Below are 17,362 nucleotides of genomic sequence, written 5' to 3' on the forward strand. Positions count from 1 at the left end.
TTTAGAAAATTCATTAACAATGTCAACAAAATCATCAATTTCCTTTGGAAAGAAATAATTAAAATTTTTTTTCTTTTTTATAACCTAGACTTTCCCATAAACTTTCAACAGATTTTGATATAAAAATATCTTGTGGAAAATTCTTATCAATATATTCTTTTTCATGTTGAGAATAGTAATAATAAATTACACGTTTAATATTTTTATTATTTCTTATTAAATTAAATATATGATCATCATTATTAGGTGATAAACCATTTATATGTAATTCATCCTTGATATCTTTAAAATTTTCAAAATAATATTCTGATGCTGCTTTAAGTTCAGGATGTTTTATTTTAGTCATAATTATTCTGTAGCTGTTTTCATCACTTACTTTTAAACTATTTAACCAGTTTATATAATTATCATTTTGTAAGTACTCATCTTTATAATTCTTATCATATTCTACTATAAGCTGATGATTTTCTTCCGCTTTTTTTAATTTCAATTTACCACTGTAATTTAATAAAGCCTTACAATAACAGTGTTCATATCCAGGTATTACTACAGTTTTTCCTTCTTTATTTCGTATATACCCATTTACAGTATTTGGATTTTCACTATCAGCAAGAACACTAAAGTCCCCATGTAAATGAAAAACGTTTTTTCCCATTAAATGCTCTATATTATTATCATAATTCAAAGTAAATATTTCATCATAGTCAGCAAAGTAATCTTTTACTTTTTTTGACATACTTTTATATATTTCTTGTAATTTTCCTTCATTATAAATACTATCAAGTATCATGATTTTAAATCCTTGAATTGATAGTTCTTTGTTATCAGATAAACCATCATTTTATAAAAAGAAAGCTTCAACAAGTAAAAACCAATCCTCTGACATAATATTATATGAATATTTTATTTTATTTTTATATCTTTTCTTAAAGTCATTAAAAGCATCCTTTAATTCAATATCATCTGTTAATTTATCGTATTTTCCAGTTTTTATTCCATTAGCAATATTTACGAATCCATTAAAAATATTTATAATATATCTTCTCCAGTAATTGAATTATCAAATAATTTAGCATATCCTCCTATTTTAGCTTTTGACTTTATTCTTTCCAAAATAAAGTAGTTTGAATATGCAGTTCCACCAAATTGTATATTTATTCCATTTCCTATAAGTACATACTTCATAATAACCCTCCATCTATCTTCTTAGATAGTTAATGAAATTATATCATTATTATCAAATTAATTATAGAGCAAGGTATTCAAGAAAAATATTTATTAAATTTTTTCTTTTTTGTTCTTTATTGTAAATTTAAATTATTTATGAGTATATTATTAATTACAAATATAATTATAAAAAAGGAAAGGAATTTATTATTTATGGAATTATTAAGTACTGCAATTAGTTATTTAAATACTTATCTTTTGGAGAAATTTTCCCAAAAAAAATATTCTACTAAGTTATTGGTTATTTTTACAATTACATTTTTATCATTTATGTTATGGCAAATTTATAGTGGCTATTCTAAAGCACTAAAATTAACCAGCATAATAGTCTCTTTGCCTCTGATTTCTCTTATTTCAGAGTTGATCATTCCTACATTTTTATCATTGTTTTTTATTTCTATTATAAAAAATCAAGTAAAAGAAAAGATGACGCAAAATAAAAGACTTTATTATTTTAAGGTTTCATGTTGTCTTCAAGTTTATTTTTATGTTTTATATTTCATCCTAATAAAACTTATTACAAAAATAAAATATAACTTTTGTATGTTTATAAGTATGTTGATATTATTTTTTGTTCTATTGTTGTTTGCTTCTCTATATTTTAAAAATAACTGGATAGCCAAAAATATTGATAAAAAATATGGATTATGTCTTACTTTAGTTCTATATATTCTTTATGGAATTTGTATAATGCTTTTATTTAATGACAAATACTTTGCTATCATAACAAATGTTTATATCTTTGTATTATCTTTCTTTCCCTTTGGAAGCATAGGCTGTATTGATACTGTAAACATTATAAAACAGGCTGATAAAGAAAAACTAAAAGAGATATTTGTATCTCCTGATAGTCCATTTTTTTGTATGTTCACCATTATTGTCGTTACAACTTTTATCTCCTTTTTTTCTATTTTTAATTTTGGAGAACTTGGAGAAAACGCACTTTCTTTTGAAAATACTTATACAAAGATAGAATCGCCTATAAAATTTCAATCTCATAAAGATGCAGATGGTTATCTATTGTTTAAAACAATTAATCAAAAAAATATTGCACTTGCCTATAAAAAATGTGACAAAAAAGGTAACATTTCAAAGAATTCAAAAGGAAACTACATAAAAATACTCAAAGGCTATAAATATATCGATTTAGACAGTCTTGAAGTATCAGAACAAAATTATACTATTAAAGTCAACAAATAAAAGATTAAATGATTTTATATTTACATAATTAAATGTGAAATTACTAAGCGTCTTCACAATTTCATTCATACCAAATCATCATATCTTTATAAAAAAATTGTAATTAGCCACAATAGTGTGGCTAATTACAATCTATTTTTTATTTCATATGTTTTTTTGCAAAATTCCATGTATCTCTACACATTTCATCAATACCTCTAGTAGCAACCCAACCAAGTTCTTTTTTTGCTCTTGAAGGATCAGCATAACATGTAGCAATATCTCCTGGACGTCTATCTTTGATTTCATAATTGATTTTTACACCATTTACTCTTTCAAATGCCTTGACTATATCCAATACGCTGTATCCAACTCCAGTACCTAAATTACAAATATGAACTCCTGGTTCTGAATATTTTTCAATAGCAAGTACATGCCCCTTAGCTAAATCTACAACATGAATATAATCTCTTACGCCTGTTCCATCAGGTGTATCATAATCATCACCAAATACACCTAAGCATGGTAATTCTCCTGTTGCAACTTTCATAATATATGGCATTAAATTATTAGGAATTCCTTTTGGATCTTCTCCAAGTAATCCAGATTCATGTGCTCCAATTGGATTAAAATATCTAAGTAATGTTACTGACATGCTAGTACAAGCATGTTGTACATCTGTTAAAATTCTTTCCATCATTGCCTTTGTTGCTCCATAAGGATTAGTTGTTTCACCTAACTTACAATCTTCTGTAAGTGGGACAACTTCAGGATCACCATATACTGTTGCACTTGATGAGAATACAATATTATTGACACCGTATTTTTTCATCATTTTAGCAACAATTAAAGTTGTTGTTAAATTATTTGTATAATACTCAATTGGTTTTTTTACTGATTCCCCTACTGCTTTAAAAGCTGCACAGTGAATAACAGAATCAATCTTATTTTCTTTAAATACTTGTTCAGTTTTGCTTTCATCTAAAATATTGAATTCATAAAATTTTACTTCTTTTCCAGTAATATCTTTAATATAGCCTAATACTTCTGGTTTGGAATTTGAAAAATCATCGATCACTATAACTTCATGACCAGCTTGAATTAATTCAACACAAATATGACTTCCAATATAACCTGTACCACCTGTTACTAATACTTTCATTATTCTCCTACCTCTACTTTCATTGCTCCATATTTTCTAATTTTTAACACATGACATGAATGTTTTCCAAACGCTTCTTCAATTTTCTTTTTATATTCTTGAACATAATTATTTTCAACAAATGCTTGAATTGTACCAGCAAATCCACCCCCATGAACTCTTGATACTCCATGACCTTCTAAAAATAATTCACTTAATCCTAACGCAATTGTGACAGCTTGATTATTAATATCATTATTAGAATAAATGTTTTGTAAATATTTGAAAGAGCTGTCTCCAGAAGATTTAATACATGCTTTGAATGTTTCAAAATCATTATCTTTTAATGCTTTTGTAATTTTTTCAACTCTTTTATCTTCTTCAAAATAATGTAAGGCTCTTGCTACTGCTCTATCACCAATGCTATGTCTGATATTAGAAATTTCTTTAATGAATCCTTCTTCTGAAACCTCTCTTAAGAATTTTTTACCAAAATAAGCTGCAACTTCTTTCATTTCAGATGGAATAGCTGCATAATCAGGTGTTAAATCAGCATGTGATGCATGAACATCTACAATACATAAGCTATATCCATACTGAGAAAAATCATTATCAATTTTTTCTACAACTGGATTAGAATTATCTTTAAAATCAATATGGATTAAACCCCCAACTGCACAAGCACATTGATCCATTAAACCGCATGGCTTACCAAAATATACATTTTCAGCATATTGACCGATTTTAGCAATTTCAACTGAATCGACTTTCATATCATTATATAATCCAGAAAGAATAACACCAATCATTCCTTCATATGCTGCTGACGATGATAAACCAGAACCTGCTAAAACATTACTTGTACTGAATCCTTTAAATCCGCCAATTTTATACCCTAATTCTTTAAATCTATATAAGATACCTCTGATCAATCCTTCAGATGTGTCTTTTTCTTCTTCCTTCATATCTAAATCATTGATATACACTGGATTAGAAGTGTATTTATCTTTTAATAATACTTTTTCTTCATCCTTTGATACTACTGTAATAATGTCTAAATTGATTGCTGTTGCTAAAACTTGACCATGTTGATGATCTGTATGATTTCCACATACTTCACTTCTTCCAGGTACGCTGAAGATTTCTACTTCTTCATCTTTATATAGATTAATGTATTGTTCAATTGCATCTACATATCTTTTCTTTTGAAATTCAATCATTGACTCATCTTGATAGATATCTAAAAATAAACTGTCTGCTTTATTATTTTGGATATCATTAATAATTTGGCTTGCTCTTTTCATTATTCTTCTCCTTCAATTGCTTCTTCAATAAATTCTATAAAATATTTTTTACTTTTTTCATCCAATTTGAAAACACCTGCATCTTCTAATACTCTTACAAACACCTTTGTTAATTCATATTGTAATTGATCTTTGACATTGTCTTTTGTCCATTCTTGATTTTTGATTTCTTCAAACCAATCTTTATGCTTTTCTAATGATTCATAATCATTGATGTCAGCTTCATTAATTAAGCATTTTTCTAATAATGTAAGTTCATCTTTTAATCTTGCTGGTAAAACAGCCAATCCCATAACTTCGATTAAACCAATATTTTCCTTTTTAATATGATGTAATTCTTGATGTGGATGGAAAATACCTAATGGATATTCTTCAGTAGTTCTATTATTTCTAAATACTAAATTCATTTCATAATTATCACCTTTTTTTCTGGCAATTGGTGTAATTGTATTATGTCTTGTTCCTTCTGTATGACTAATAATATCAATATCTTCATTAGAGTAATTAATCCATTTATTTAAAATATGTTCAGATAAATGAATGATATGTTCCTTGTTCTTTGAGATTAGTCTTACAGTTGAAAGTGGCCATTGTAAGAAATCGATTTGAATATCTCTATGTGTTATAGTTTTAAAAACTTTGGCACCATCCATTGGAAACTCATAATTTCCACCTTGATAGTGATCATGTGACAGAATCGAACCACCAACAATTGGTAAATCAGCATTTGAACCTAATAAATAGTGTGGAAATTGTTCAACAAATGATAACAGATGTTCAAAAGTTTCCTTATTTACAACCATTGGTTTATGTTCTTTATTAAAAATAATGCAATGTTCATTGTAATAAACATATGGCGAATATTGAAAATAATAGTTATCTCCATTTAATTTTAGTGGAATAATTCTATGATTTTGTCTAGCAGGATGATTTACATTACCAGCAAATCCTACATTTTCTTTACATAGTAAACATTTTGGATAATTGCTAGATTTTTGATTTTTTGCCAAAGCAATTGCTTTTGGGTCTTTTTCTGGCTTCGATAGATTAATGGTGATTTCTATATCGCCATACTTATAGAATTTTTTAAATCTGATATTTTTATCGGTTCTGTTTTTTCTTATGTAATTTGAAGCTACCGATAAATCATAAAAGTAATCTGTAGCATCTTTGCTAGATACTTCTTTTAGATTATTGAATTGATTAATAACTTCACTTGGACGTGGCATTATACAGTTCATTAATTTTGTATCAAATAAATCTTTAAATACTACTGAATCTTCTACAAGTCCTTTTTTAACAGCATAAGATAAAATATTTTCAATTATATCGTTTGCTGTTTCTAATTTTTCATCAATATCTTCTTTTTCAAAAGTATCAAGTTTAAGTAAATCTACTAATAAGTTTGCTGAATAATCTATGTCATCTTCATAAATCATTCCATTTTGTAATCCATAGTTTAACAATCTGTTGATTTCGTGGTTCATTTTCTTCTCCTCTTTTCACGAATATAATAAACCTTTTTAGTAAACTTTACAATATAATTTAGTAAATTATTTAAAATGACTTTACTTAAATTTAGTAAACATTTACTAATTAGAAATAAAAAAAGATACTAGAATAATTTTCTAGTACCTATTACTTACATGAGTTTCTAATTTTCAACTGACATGGTAACTGAATTCTTCGAGGATAATGTATATCATCTCCTGTAATCATATGATGAAGAACAGATGCACCTATTTCTCCCATTTCAAAAGACGGTGCATAAACGGTTGATAATGTAGGTCTTGTAAAATTACATGCTTCAACATCATTAAATCCAATAATTGATACATCTTCCGGCACTTTAATTCCTGCATCGAGAAGTGCTTGCATTGCTCCCATTGCAATCGGATCATTAATACAAAAGATTGTAGATGGAACTCTTCCCTCTGAAATAATATGGTTGATAATAGAATATCCAGCATCTCCTGTCATATCATGCTCAGTTGGGAAAATTTCATAATCTATGTCAAAAGATTCGCAATATTTAATAAAACTTTTTTTCTGGTTGTAGCTTGTAAAGATATTTCATTGTATTCATTTCTTCCTATAAAGCCAATTTTATTATGACCTTTTGAATGAAAATATTGAACAACCTTGTACATTGCATCATCAAAGTCTAACGACACACAAGTCTGCGTTATTGGTGACAAATCCATATCCAGCAAAATAATATTGTTAGATATTTCATTGAAGTAATCTAGATGCTCTCTTTCAAATTTACCTATACAGATAATACCATCAACATTTTCTAATGATTCTTTTATACCCAGATCATCATATCTAACCTTTGTAGAAATATTTTTTTTCTTTTTCAAATACTTTTCAACTCCCTGTAAAACAGATAAGTAATAAGTGTCTCTAATTTCCTGTTCAAAAGTATAGCACTGTATAACACGCTGAATGCCTATTCAGTTCTGGTATCACTACGGGCAGGCTGTTTCGTTTTCAAGGTTCGTGTAAGAAGTAAAAAAAGATTCTTACACTAAGCGAAATGCTCAGAGGGCTTTTTATAGCCCCCTTACTGCATCTTTTTTGATTTCGTGTCATCTTTTTAAAGTTCCTTACACAATCTCTGTACTGACGAAACAAAATACGGACATGTTTTGAAATTGTTTTTTACAAAATACAATTTTGGTCTTTAAGATAAAAAAATAAGCCTCAAGAGACTTTTTAATCATTTTGGAGCTCCAACTCTTTAAAATTGATTGATTAAGAAGTCCCTTCAAACTTACTACACCCTTCACTCGTAAATATATTTGAAACCATTCCCTCTACCTTCATCTCCATGAAATTACGATTTCCAATTATGAGACCATTCTCGATTTCGAACTGTTCAAACATTGCTTATGATGAGTAAACATCATATAAACATTAGATCCTTCAGTACTGTGTGTCCTACCCACTACGACCTAAGCTGACTTCTTGTGACAACCCTTTTTTCGACCAACGGTACCATTACTGTTTTTAAAGTTTACTGGAATTCGTTGTTCACAAGACCTCCCGGGGTAATTCACTAATCCTCTAACTTTTACAACATCTTGATTTACTGTCTTGGTTTTACGTTTACCTTTTGGACTTCGACTTGGTATGCAGTCTTATCCACCATTTAGCCTTATATCAAGTTTCTGTTCGTACGCTCAAAAGAATCACTACACCACTTCCTCCATCCTTGCCATCACTGACAACAACTTGTGGTTCATTACACTTGGCGGTAAATACCTGTTGTTGATTTATCTCTAACTGGATTAGTGCCATGCCTGGCACAAAATGAAAAAGTGACTATAAAATGCAGTCACTTTTTTGCTCTTAATACTATACAATTACTTTAGAAAATACAATTAAATTGTCCAAAAGATTCAAACATTCACAAAGACTATACGTAAACGTTAAATAAAAGTTCAATTAGCAAAAAAACGTTGAATTTATCAACGTTTTTTCTGCACACTTATTCGACACCAATAATAAATGAATAAACAGGTTGTTTTCCTTCGATAATATCTACTTCTGCATCAAAGTTATCTTCAATGTAGCTTTCGATTTCTTCTACTTCTTCATCAACAACATCTTCACCAACAAGTAAAGTAATTAATTCAGAATCTTCATCTACTAGTTTTTCTAAACATACTTTTAAAGCATCTAATTTATTTGGTTTACATGCAACGATATCTTTTTCGACTAAAGCCATGTAGTCATTTGCTTTAATTTCAACACCATCGATGTTTGTATCTTTAATCGCAAATGTTACTTGTCCAGTTTTAACATGAGATACTGCATCTTCCATTTCAGCAATATTATCTTCTAATGAAACTTCTGGATTATACATAACACATGCTGATAATCCTTGAGGAATTGTTTTTGTTGGAATAACAATAACATTGACTTCTCCTTCTAAGATTGTAGCTGTTTGTTGAGCAGTCATTACAATATTAGAGTTATTTGGTAAGATAATAACATTTTTAGCGTTTACTTCTTTAACAGCTGCAACCATATCTTCAGTAGATGGATTCATTGTTTGTCCACCACTTACAACATAATCACAATGTAATTCTAAGAATGCATCTTCTACACCTTGCCCAGCACAAACAGAAATAATAGCTGTTTCTTTAGCTTCGCGTTTTTGAGGTTTGCTATCATCAACACCTACAATACTTCCTTGACTTGCTGCAGCATTTTGTAAGTTATTTGCTTGTTCTTGCATATTTTCAATTTTTAACTTCACAAATTCACCAAATCTTTGTGCTAAGTTTAAAGCTTCACCTGGTTTTAATGTATGTACGTGTACTTTAACGATATCTTCATCTTGTACAACGACAATACTGTTTCCTGGAATTCTTTCTAATTCTTTCTTTAATTGGTTTTCTGAGAATTTATCAATTAATGAAGGTTCAAGACGAACAATAAATTCTGTACAGTATCCATATCCTTCTTCACCAGATTCTAATTCAGTTCCTGCATTTACTTGACCTTCTGATTTAATATCAACAAAATCAACACGGTCTCCTGTTAAAGCAGCCATAAATCCAGTTAAAACTAATAATAAACCTGCTCCACCACTATCAACAACACCTACTTCTTTTAATACTGGAAGTAATTCAGGTGTTCTTTCTAATGAATTTTCTGCTTCTTTTACAAAATAAGAGAAAACATCTTCAATTTCCATACCTGGTTGAGTATATTCAACGATCTTTTCACTTGCTTCTCTAATAACAGTTAAAATAGTTCCTTCAACAGGTCTCATAACAGCTTTATAAGCAACTTCTGCCCCACTTTTCCAAGCATTGGCAAAAGCAACAGCATCAACGCTTTCATGACCTTCTAATCCCATTGCAAATCCTCTAAAGATTTGTGATAAGATAACACCTGAGTTACCACGTGCTCCCATTAATAAACCTTTAGATAATTTTTTAGCAATATCATAAATATTGTCACTATCCATATCTTTGATTTCTGCTGCTCCAGCATTAAAAGTCATAGACATGTTTGTTCCAGTATCCCCATCAGGTACAGGGAATACGTTTAAAGCATCTATTTCAGGATGATTATTATGAAGAGTATTCGCACCACATAAAACCATCTCTTTAAATAGCTTTCCTGTAAGTATTTGCATATTTTTCCTCCACTAATCGATATTACGAAGTCCTTGAACATAAACATTAACTGCCTCAACTTTGACATCTAATGTTGATTCAACAACGTATTTCACTTTCTTTTGAACTTCAACTAAAATTTCATTAATTTTAATTCCATATCCTAAAATGATATATAAATCTAAAATTAAACCAGTTTCTCCATCACTCGCAATAATTCCTTTAGAATAATTTTCTTTCTTTAATAATTCATAAAATCCATCTTTTAATTTCTTTTGGCTAGCCATACCTACTACACCATAACATTCAGTAGCAGCTCCACCAGCTACAGTAGAAACTACATCTAAAGAAATATTTACTGATCCTAAATTTGTATTTTTTTCAATCATCAAGTTATCCTCCTTAAAATGATTTCATGTTCAAACATAATTATACCTTAAAAATATAATATTTACAAATTATAATCACTCTTTTAGTATCTTTCCAACCACAAGCCATCATATCACATATTATTAAAAAAAAATACAAATTAACTCATTTTTATCATTATATAAAGTATTTATAATCACAAATATTGATAAAAAAAGCTTTTTTGTAAAAAAATGTTTGCATTATACTATAAATAATGTTAATATAACACAGTACGTAGAACAACTACTAAAGGAGGGAAAGAACATGTCAAGAAAATGCCAAATCAGTGGTAGAGGTCCATTATCAGGAAACACTCGTTCTCATGCGTTAAACTCAAGTAGAAGAAAATGGAATGTTAACTTACAAAAAGCTACTATTTTAGTAGATGGTAAACCTACAAAAGTTAGAATTTCTGCTAAAGAGTTAAGAACATTAAGAAAAGCTGGATAATAGATGAAAACAGTACTTTGTACTGTTTTTTTATTTTGTCTATAAACAAAAAAATGGTTTCAATCAAATGAAACCATTTTTATTTTATCTTTTAAATCCTTTCTTAAATGATTCAAAGATAGATTCTTTTTTACTTAATTTTTGTAATTGTTCATACAATGATTTTTCTTTACTAGAAAGTTTTGTAGGAATTTTAACTTCAACCTTAACCATTTGATCTCCGTATCCATTTCCTCTTAAATCTTTAACACCTTTACCTTTTAATCTTAAAGTTGTTCCAGATTGTGTTCCTGCAGGAATTTTAACTTTCACGTCACCTTGTACTGTTGGTACATCTACCTCACATCCTAAAGTTGCATCAACTGAACTAATAGGAATTGTAACATAAATATTACGTCCTTCACGAATAAAGTGTGTATTGTTTCTTACACGGATTTCTACAAATAAGTCACCATTAGATCCACCATTAGATCCTCTTCCACCTTTACCAGCAACACGTAATTGTTGACCATCATTGATACCAGCAGGGATATCTAATTGAACAGTAACTGTTTTTGTAATATATCCTTTACCATGACAGTCAGGACATTTAACTTTAATTTCTTTACCAGTACCATTACAATGTGGACATGTTGTTTGTGTTACAAATGTACCAAATGGAGATTGTTGTTGTTTAGAAACAGTTCCTGTACCATTACAATGCGAACATGTTTGTACATCGTTTGGTGTTTTTGCACCACTACCATGACAATGAGGACATTCTGCATCATAAGTTACTTTAATATCTTTTTTAACACCATTGATTGCATCCATGAAATCAATTTCTAGACGCATTAAATGATCATCACCACGACGTGGTCCATTTTGTCTTTGACGACGACTTCCCCCGCCACCAAAGAATGATCCAAAAATATCTCCTAAATCGACATCTTCAAAACCAAATCCACCAAAGCCACCGGCTCCAGCACCACCTGCACCTTGTTCAAAGGCTGCATGTCCATAACGATCATAAGCCGCTCTTTTATTATCATCAGATAAAACTTCGTAAGCTTCTTGAACTTCTTTAAATTTTTCTTCTGCATCAGGTTCTTTACAGATATCGGGATGATATTGTTTTGCTTTTTTACGGTATGCACGTTTTATTTCATCAGCGTTTGCTGTTTTTGAAATCCCTAAGACTTCATAAAAATCTCTTTTACTTGCCATAAAATCATCCTTTCTATAATACTTTTAAAAAACCAAGGAAGAACCTTGGTTTTTTAAGTAATTAGTTCTTTTCTTCGAAATCAGCATCAACAACATTATCATCATTGTTATTTGATGTTGTTTGTCCAGCACCACCATTAGGGTTTGCTTGTTGTTGTTGATAAGCATATGATGCCATTTGTTGAGCCATTTGTTCTAATTCTGACATTTTAGCTTCAAGAGTAGCCATATCATTGTTATCTAAAGCAGTTTTTAATTCAGTTTTTAATTGTTCTGCTTGTTGTTTTTGATTAGCATCAATCTTATCACCTTGTTCAGCTAAAGCTTTATCAATTTCATTGATCATTTGTTCAGCTTTATTTCTTGTTTCGATATCTTTACGTTTCTTTTCATCTTCAGCTTTATTAGCTTCAGCTTCTTTTACCATACGATCGATTTCTTCATCAGATAATCCTGTAGAGTTTTGAATAACGATTGATTGTTCTTTTTGAGTTTTTAAATCTTTAGCTTTAACATTTACGATACCGTTAACGTCAATTGAGAAAGTAACTTCGATTTGAGGTACTCCTCTTGGAGCTGGTTCGATACCATCTAATTTGAATAAACCTAATTGTTTATTATCTCTAGCCATTGATCTTTCACCTTGTAATACGTTGATATCAACAGCTGGTTGATTATCAGCAGCAGTAGAGAATACTTGTGATTTAGTAGTTGGAATTGTAGTATTTCTTTCAATCAATACTGTCATAACTCCACCCATTGTTTCGATACCTAATGAAAGTGGTGTAACATCTAATAATAAGACATCTTTAACGTCACCAGCGATAACTCCACCTTGGATAGCAGCACCCATAGATACAACTTCATCTGGGTTTACTGATTTGTTAGGTTCTTTTCCAAGTAAACGTTTAACAGATTCTTGAACAGCAGGAATACGAGTAGATCCACCAACTAATAATACTTGATCGATTTCACTTGGTTGCATTCCAGCATCACTTAATGCTTGTCTAACTGGTCCTTCAGTAGCTACAACTAAGTCTCTTGTAATTTCATCAAATTTAGCTCTTGTTAATGATAATTCTAAGTGTAATGGTCCAGCAGCACCAGCTGAGATGAATGGTAATGAAATTTGAGTTTGCATTACACCAGATAAGTCTTTTTTAGCTTTTTCTGCAGCTTCTTTAATACGTTGCATTGCCATTTTATCGTTAGATAAATCAATTCCGTTTTCTTTTTTGAATTCATCTACGATGTAGTCCATGATTTTCTTATCGAAATCATCCCCACCTAATTTATTGTTACCAGCAGTAGCTAATACTTCAAATGTACCATCAGCTAAGTCTAAGATAGATACGTCGAAAGTACCACCACCTAAGTCATAAACTAATACTTTTTGTTCTTGGTCTAATTTATCAAGACCGAATGCTAATGCTGCAGCAGTTGGTTCGTTGATGATACGTTCAACATCTAAACCAGCGATTTTACCAGCATCTTTTGTTGCTTGTCTTTGAGCATCATTGAAATATGCAGGTACAGTGATAACTGCTTTTGTTACTGTTTCACCTAAATAAGCTTCAGCAGTTGCTTTTAAGTTTTGTAAGATCATTGCTGAAATTTCTTGTGGTGTATAAGATTTACCATTTACGTTTTCTTTATGATCAGTACCCATATAACGTTTAACCGACATTACTGTATCAGGGTTTGTTACTGCTTGTCTTTTTGCAGCTTCCCCAACAATAATTTCACCATTTTTGAAAGATACAACTGAAGGAGTTGTACGATTTCCTTCTGGGTTTGCAATTACTTTTACTTCATTGTTTTCTAACACACTTACACATGAGTTTGTAGTTCCTAAGTCAATACCAATAATTTTTGCCATAATATAAATCCTCCTATTTTATTCACTTACTTTTACTAAAGATGCACGAATAACGCGATCTTTTAACATATAACCTTTTTGTAACTCTTCAACAACCATACCAGGTTTAAAGTTTTCATCACTTACAGTCATTACTGCTTGATGGAAGTTAGGATCAAATTCTTTACCTTCAGCTTCAATCACTTTAACTCCTTGGTTTTCTAATAATGTCATGATTTGTTTATAAATCATTTCATATCCTTTTAAGAAGTTTGCCACTTCTTCACTTGGATTTTCAATTGCTAATGATCTTTCAAAGTTATCAACGATTGGTAACATTTGTTCAATAAAACCTTGCATCATGAACTTTAAGTTATTTGCATGTTCATTTTGCATACGTCTTTTAATGTTTTCCATATCCGCAAACACTTTATAATAATCATTTTTCCATTTATCAACTTCACCTTGAAGAATTTTAATTTGATCTTCTTGATCAACTTTTTCCTCTTCAACAACTTCAGCCTCAGCTTCTTTGTTTTCTTCAACTTCTTCAGTTACTTCTTTTTCAACTTTAGTTTCCTCAGCCAATTTGTTCACCTCTATTTCTCATCTTGTTTATCTTCTAAACAAGCCTTTTCAATATTTTCAGATATATACTCTACTAATGCCACTACTTTTTCATAAGGCATTCTTGTTGGACCAATTACCGAAATAGAACCTTTTGATGTTTCCCCTGTTTTAAATGAAGCAGAGATTACTGAAACATCATTCATTTTTCCTAGAGGTGTTTCATTTCCAATATTGATTTGAATACCATCCTCACTCGATAATGGTAGAGTTTTCCACACTTTTGAATTTTCAAAAGCACTTACAAGTCTTCTTAATTTATCCACATCATTAAATTCTGGTTGATAGAGAATATTTTCTTTTCCTGAAAAATAAACACTATTTGAAGCAAATTTAACGAATGCTTCCAAAAACGCATTAAATAATTCTTCATGTTGCTTCACTTGCGTTGTAAGAATTGGTCGAACATCTCGTTCTAAACGAAATGCTACTTCACTGATAGGTGTTCCTATCAATAATTCATTCATCACATTAACACAACTTAATAAATCTTCCATTTCTACATCACTTGAAAATTGGAAAACTTTATTTTCAACATGACCTTGACTTGTAATGATAATTGCTGTTACACGTCCATCATCCAAAGGAACAACAGAGATGCGTTGCAACATATCATCTGAAGCATTTCCTAATGCAACACTTGTAAGATGAGTTAATTCACTCAACATGTTACAACTTTCATGCACCATCTCATTTAAATTTCGACGATGCTTATTAATAATTGTAGCAACTTGATTTTTTGTTCCTTCATCCAAATCAACTTTTCCTAAATTATGAACATAGAAACGATAGCCTTCTTTAGAAGGTACTCTTCCAGAAGAAATATGTGTTTTTTCTAGATAACCATAATTTTCTAGAAAATTCATTTCATTACGAATCGTTGCACTTGAATAAGGAAGTTGATATTTTACCATCAATGCCTTGGATCCAACCGGTTCAGCATTTTCAATAAACTCTTCAACTATACATTTAAATATCAGCATTTGTCTTGCTGTTAACATCAAGTTCACCACCTTTAGCACTCCTATTTCTCTTGTGCTAAATACATTATACATTTTATTTTAGCACTGTCAATAACTTGGTGCTAAAAAATCAAAAAAATCGTAAAATAAAGAACCTCTGTCTACTTAACAGAGGCCCTTAACTTTCAACCCATTTAATACTTACATCTTTACCATGATGGGCAAGTCCAATATAAATGACTTTTCCTTTTAATCCATAATCATATTTATTATCCTTGATTTGTTGAATAGCTTTATTAGATAATTCATCTAATGCTTTTTCAAGATCTTTTTTATCTTCTTTTAGATATTTGAATTCTAAGACGAATGATGTTTTCTTTTCATCTTTGGCTTTTAAGATGAGATCATCTCTTCCTTTTCCTACTTCTCTATTAGAAATGATCTCATAATCTTTATTTAAACATAAACACATTCCTAGCATCATCATATGATAACTGTTTTCTTTCTGTAAATCATGATAACTTGGTACCATTAAGATTTCTTGATAGCTTTCTAAAAATGTTTCTTGATCTTCTTTGGCTAGACTTTCAGTTACTGTATCTAATGTTCCACTGCTTAATCCTAACTGATATTCTGTCAATTTTATAAATTCCTGTTTCACTTCTTTATTTGGTATTTCTATACGATATTTGCCTTTTAAAAGATCTATTTCTTTTGTAACTGTAAGATACCCTGCATTGACAAACAATCCCCATAAAGTTGAGTTATCTGCTTCTTCAAAGAAACTTGTCTGCATTGAAACATAGGTATCAAGTTTACCATCTTTAATGAGTTTATCATATTGATTTTTAAATGTATAGTTTGCTTGTTTTAAAGCTGTCTTGATCATACTGTTGGCACTGGTATTGACCCAATAAGAAATGAGTTTCTTTCTTTTAGCGTAATTCATAATTGACCATGGATTATAAATATCCTGATTGCCTATATGATAGCCATCATACATTTCTTTCACTTCATTATTCAATTCTAATCCATAATATTCTAGTAATTTTTTTGTTTCATCACTATCAAAACCAAAGTATTCGCTATATTCTCTGTCACAAACAGTATAGACATCTAAATTATTTAAATCACTGAAGATATTTTCTTTAGCTACTCTTTGTATTCCTGTAATAAAGGCATATTTTAAATCTTCTGAATTCTTAAGTGAACTTCTAAGTAAGGTTGCTAGACTTCCCTTGAGTTCTTGATAAAAATTCCCAGTTTTTGCTTCTATAAAAGGTGTATCATATTCATCAATAAACAGCATAACATCTTTTCCATAGTATTTCTTTAAACAACGCATTAAAAATACAATAGCATTATCCACATCATTAAGAATACCATTATTCTTATTCTTTAATCCCTCTAAAATATATAAATAATCATTTTGCTCTAATTCATTTAATTGATTAAATATAAAATGATATCGTATATATTCATTTTGTAATTGTGTTTTTATATACTTAACAATTGTTTCTTTATTTTCTTTTGCGTCTGCAAAAGAAATAAAGATCGTTGGGTATTGGTTTAACTCACTTGCATAAGGTGTATCCATGATTTTCGTACCTTTAAAGATTTCTTTAGAATCTTTCGTAATATCAAAGAATTCTGACATCATTGACATATTGATCGTTTTACCAAATCTTCTAGGTCTAGTCACTAATGTTACTTTACTTTTTCTTTCTAGAAAATCTTTAATCATTAATGTTTTATCAACAGAATAATAATTTTCTTGTTTCAATTCTCGATAATCATATACCCCTGTTGGTATTGCCTTCATGTTCATCACCTCTTTGTTTTATTATAAACCATTTATTATC

Annotated in this window: 16 protein-coding genes; 2 read left to right on the top strand and 14 right to left on the bottom strand. The window is 29.8% G+C overall.

Going from position 1 to position 17,362, the window contains the following annotated elements; all coding sequences use genetic code 11:
* Positions 1-58 precede the first annotated feature (58 nt).
* Complete coding sequence (locus tag OCV55_RS04530) at positions 59-790, bottom strand: hypothetical protein (protein WP_147579939.1); 732 nt, start codon at positions 788-790, stop codon at positions 59-61.
* A 239-nt stretch (positions 791-1,029) separates the two neighbouring features.
* Positions 1,030-1,185, bottom strand: a complete 156-nt coding sequence (locus tag OCV55_RS04535; protein WP_175301565.1) for a hypothetical protein — start codon at positions 1,183-1,185, stop codon at positions 1,030-1,032.
* A 195-nt stretch (positions 1,186-1,380) separates the two neighbouring features.
* Between OCV55_RS04535 and OCV55_RS04540 the strand changes: the two genes are divergently transcribed.
* Entirely contained in the window at positions 1,381-2,427 is a 1,047-nt protein-coding gene (locus OCV55_RS04540; RefSeq protein WP_147579940.1) for a hypothetical protein, read from the top strand.
* Between the two features lie 139 nt (positions 2,428-2,566).
* Here the strand turns inward: OCV55_RS04540 and galE are convergent, their stop codons facing one another.
* The 7 genes from galE to OCV55_RS04575 all read right to left on the bottom strand — a co-directional run bounded on the left by galE (position 2,567) and on the right by OCV55_RS04575 (position 10,375).
* Positions 2,567-3,568, bottom strand: a complete 1,002-nt coding sequence (gene galE / locus OCV55_RS04545; protein WP_147579941.1) for a UDP-glucose 4-epimerase GalE — start codon at positions 3,566-3,568, stop codon at positions 2,567-2,569.
* Positions 3,568-4,851: a galactokinase gene (locus tag OCV55_RS04550; RefSeq protein ID WP_147579942.1), complete on the bottom strand. Its 1,284-nt coding sequence runs from the start codon at positions 4,849-4,851 to the stop codon at positions 3,568-3,570. The genes galE and OCV55_RS04550 overlap by 1 nt, the downstream gene beginning before the upstream one ends.
* On the bottom strand, positions 4,851-6,338 hold the full coding sequence (locus OCV55_RS04555; RefSeq protein ID WP_147579943.1) for a UDP-glucose--hexose-1-phosphate uridylyltransferase: 1,488 nt from the start codon (positions 6,336-6,338) through the stop codon (positions 4,851-4,853). The genes OCV55_RS04550 and OCV55_RS04555 overlap by 1 nt, the downstream gene beginning before the upstream one ends.
* A 151-nt stretch (positions 6,339-6,489) precedes the next feature.
* Positions 6,490-6,921 (bottom strand): substrate-binding domain-containing protein, encoded by a 432-nt coding sequence (locus tag OCV55_RS04560; protein WP_147579944.1) that lies wholly within the window; start codon positions 6,919-6,921, stop codon positions 6,490-6,492.
* Positions 6,861-7,214 carry a type 1 periplasmic-binding domain-containing protein gene (locus OCV55_RS04565; protein ID WP_147579945.1) on the bottom strand — a complete coding sequence of 118 codons (354 nt, stop codon included), beginning with the start codon at positions 7,212-7,214 and terminating at the stop codon, positions 6,861-6,863. Before OCV55_RS04565 ends, OCV55_RS04560 begins: the two co-directional genes overlap by 61 nt.
* Before the next feature lie 1,130 nt (positions 7,215-8,344).
* Complete coding sequence (locus tag OCV55_RS04570) at positions 8,345-10,006, bottom strand: DAK2 domain-containing protein (RefSeq protein WP_147579946.1); 1,662 nt, start codon at positions 10,004-10,006, stop codon at positions 8,345-8,347.
* Between the two features lie 12 nt (positions 10,007-10,018).
* Positions 10,019-10,375: an Asp23/Gls24 family envelope stress response protein gene (locus OCV55_RS04575; RefSeq protein ID WP_022002208.1), complete on the bottom strand. Its 357-nt coding sequence runs from the start codon at positions 10,373-10,375 to the stop codon at positions 10,019-10,021.
* 286 nt (positions 10,376-10,661) lie between these two features.
* Between OCV55_RS04575 and rpmB the strand changes: the two genes are divergently transcribed.
* Positions 10,662-10,847, top strand: coding sequence for a 50S ribosomal protein L28 (rpmB, locus tag OCV55_RS04580; RefSeq protein ID WP_022002209.1), 186 nt, complete (start codon positions 10,662-10,664; stop codon positions 10,845-10,847).
* Positions 10,848-10,931: 84 nt separating this feature from the next.
* Here the strand turns inward: rpmB and dnaJ are convergent, their stop codons facing one another.
* The 5 genes from dnaJ to OCV55_RS04605 all read right to left on the bottom strand — a co-directional run bounded on the left by dnaJ (position 10,932) and on the right by OCV55_RS04605 (position 17,322).
* A complete protein-coding gene (gene dnaJ / locus OCV55_RS04585) occupies positions 10,932-12,053 on the bottom strand; it encodes a molecular chaperone DnaJ (protein ID WP_022002211.1) in 1,122 nt (373 codons plus the stop codon).
* A 61-nt stretch (positions 12,054-12,114) separates the two neighbouring features.
* On the bottom strand, positions 12,115-13,932 hold the full coding sequence (gene dnaK, locus OCV55_RS04590; RefSeq protein ID WP_032091579.1) for a molecular chaperone DnaK: 1,818 nt from the start codon (positions 13,930-13,932) through the stop codon (positions 12,115-12,117).
* A gap of 18 nt (positions 13,933-13,950) precedes the next feature.
* Positions 13,951-14,508: a nucleotide exchange factor GrpE gene (grpE, locus tag OCV55_RS04595; RefSeq protein ID WP_032091580.1), complete on the bottom strand. Its 558-nt coding sequence runs from the start codon at positions 14,506-14,508 to the stop codon at positions 13,951-13,953.
* Positions 14,509-14,510: 2 nt separating this feature from the next.
* On the bottom strand, positions 14,511-15,539 hold the full coding sequence (hrcA, locus tag OCV55_RS04600) for a heat-inducible transcriptional repressor HrcA (RefSeq protein WP_032091581.1): 1,029 nt from the start codon (positions 15,537-15,539) through the stop codon (positions 14,511-14,513).
* A gap of 139 nt (positions 15,540-15,678) precedes the next feature.
* A complete protein-coding gene (locus tag OCV55_RS04605) occupies positions 15,679-17,322 on the bottom strand; it encodes an AAA family ATPase (protein WP_032091582.1) in 1,644 nt (547 codons plus the stop codon).
* Between the last annotated feature and the right edge of the window lie 40 nt (positions 17,323-17,362).

Source organism: [Clostridium] ammoniilyticum, assembly GCF_025566905.1.
Classification (GTDB): Bacteria; Bacillota_I; Bacilli_A; order Erysipelotrichales; family Coprobacillaceae; genus Faecalibacillus; species Faecalibacillus intestinalis.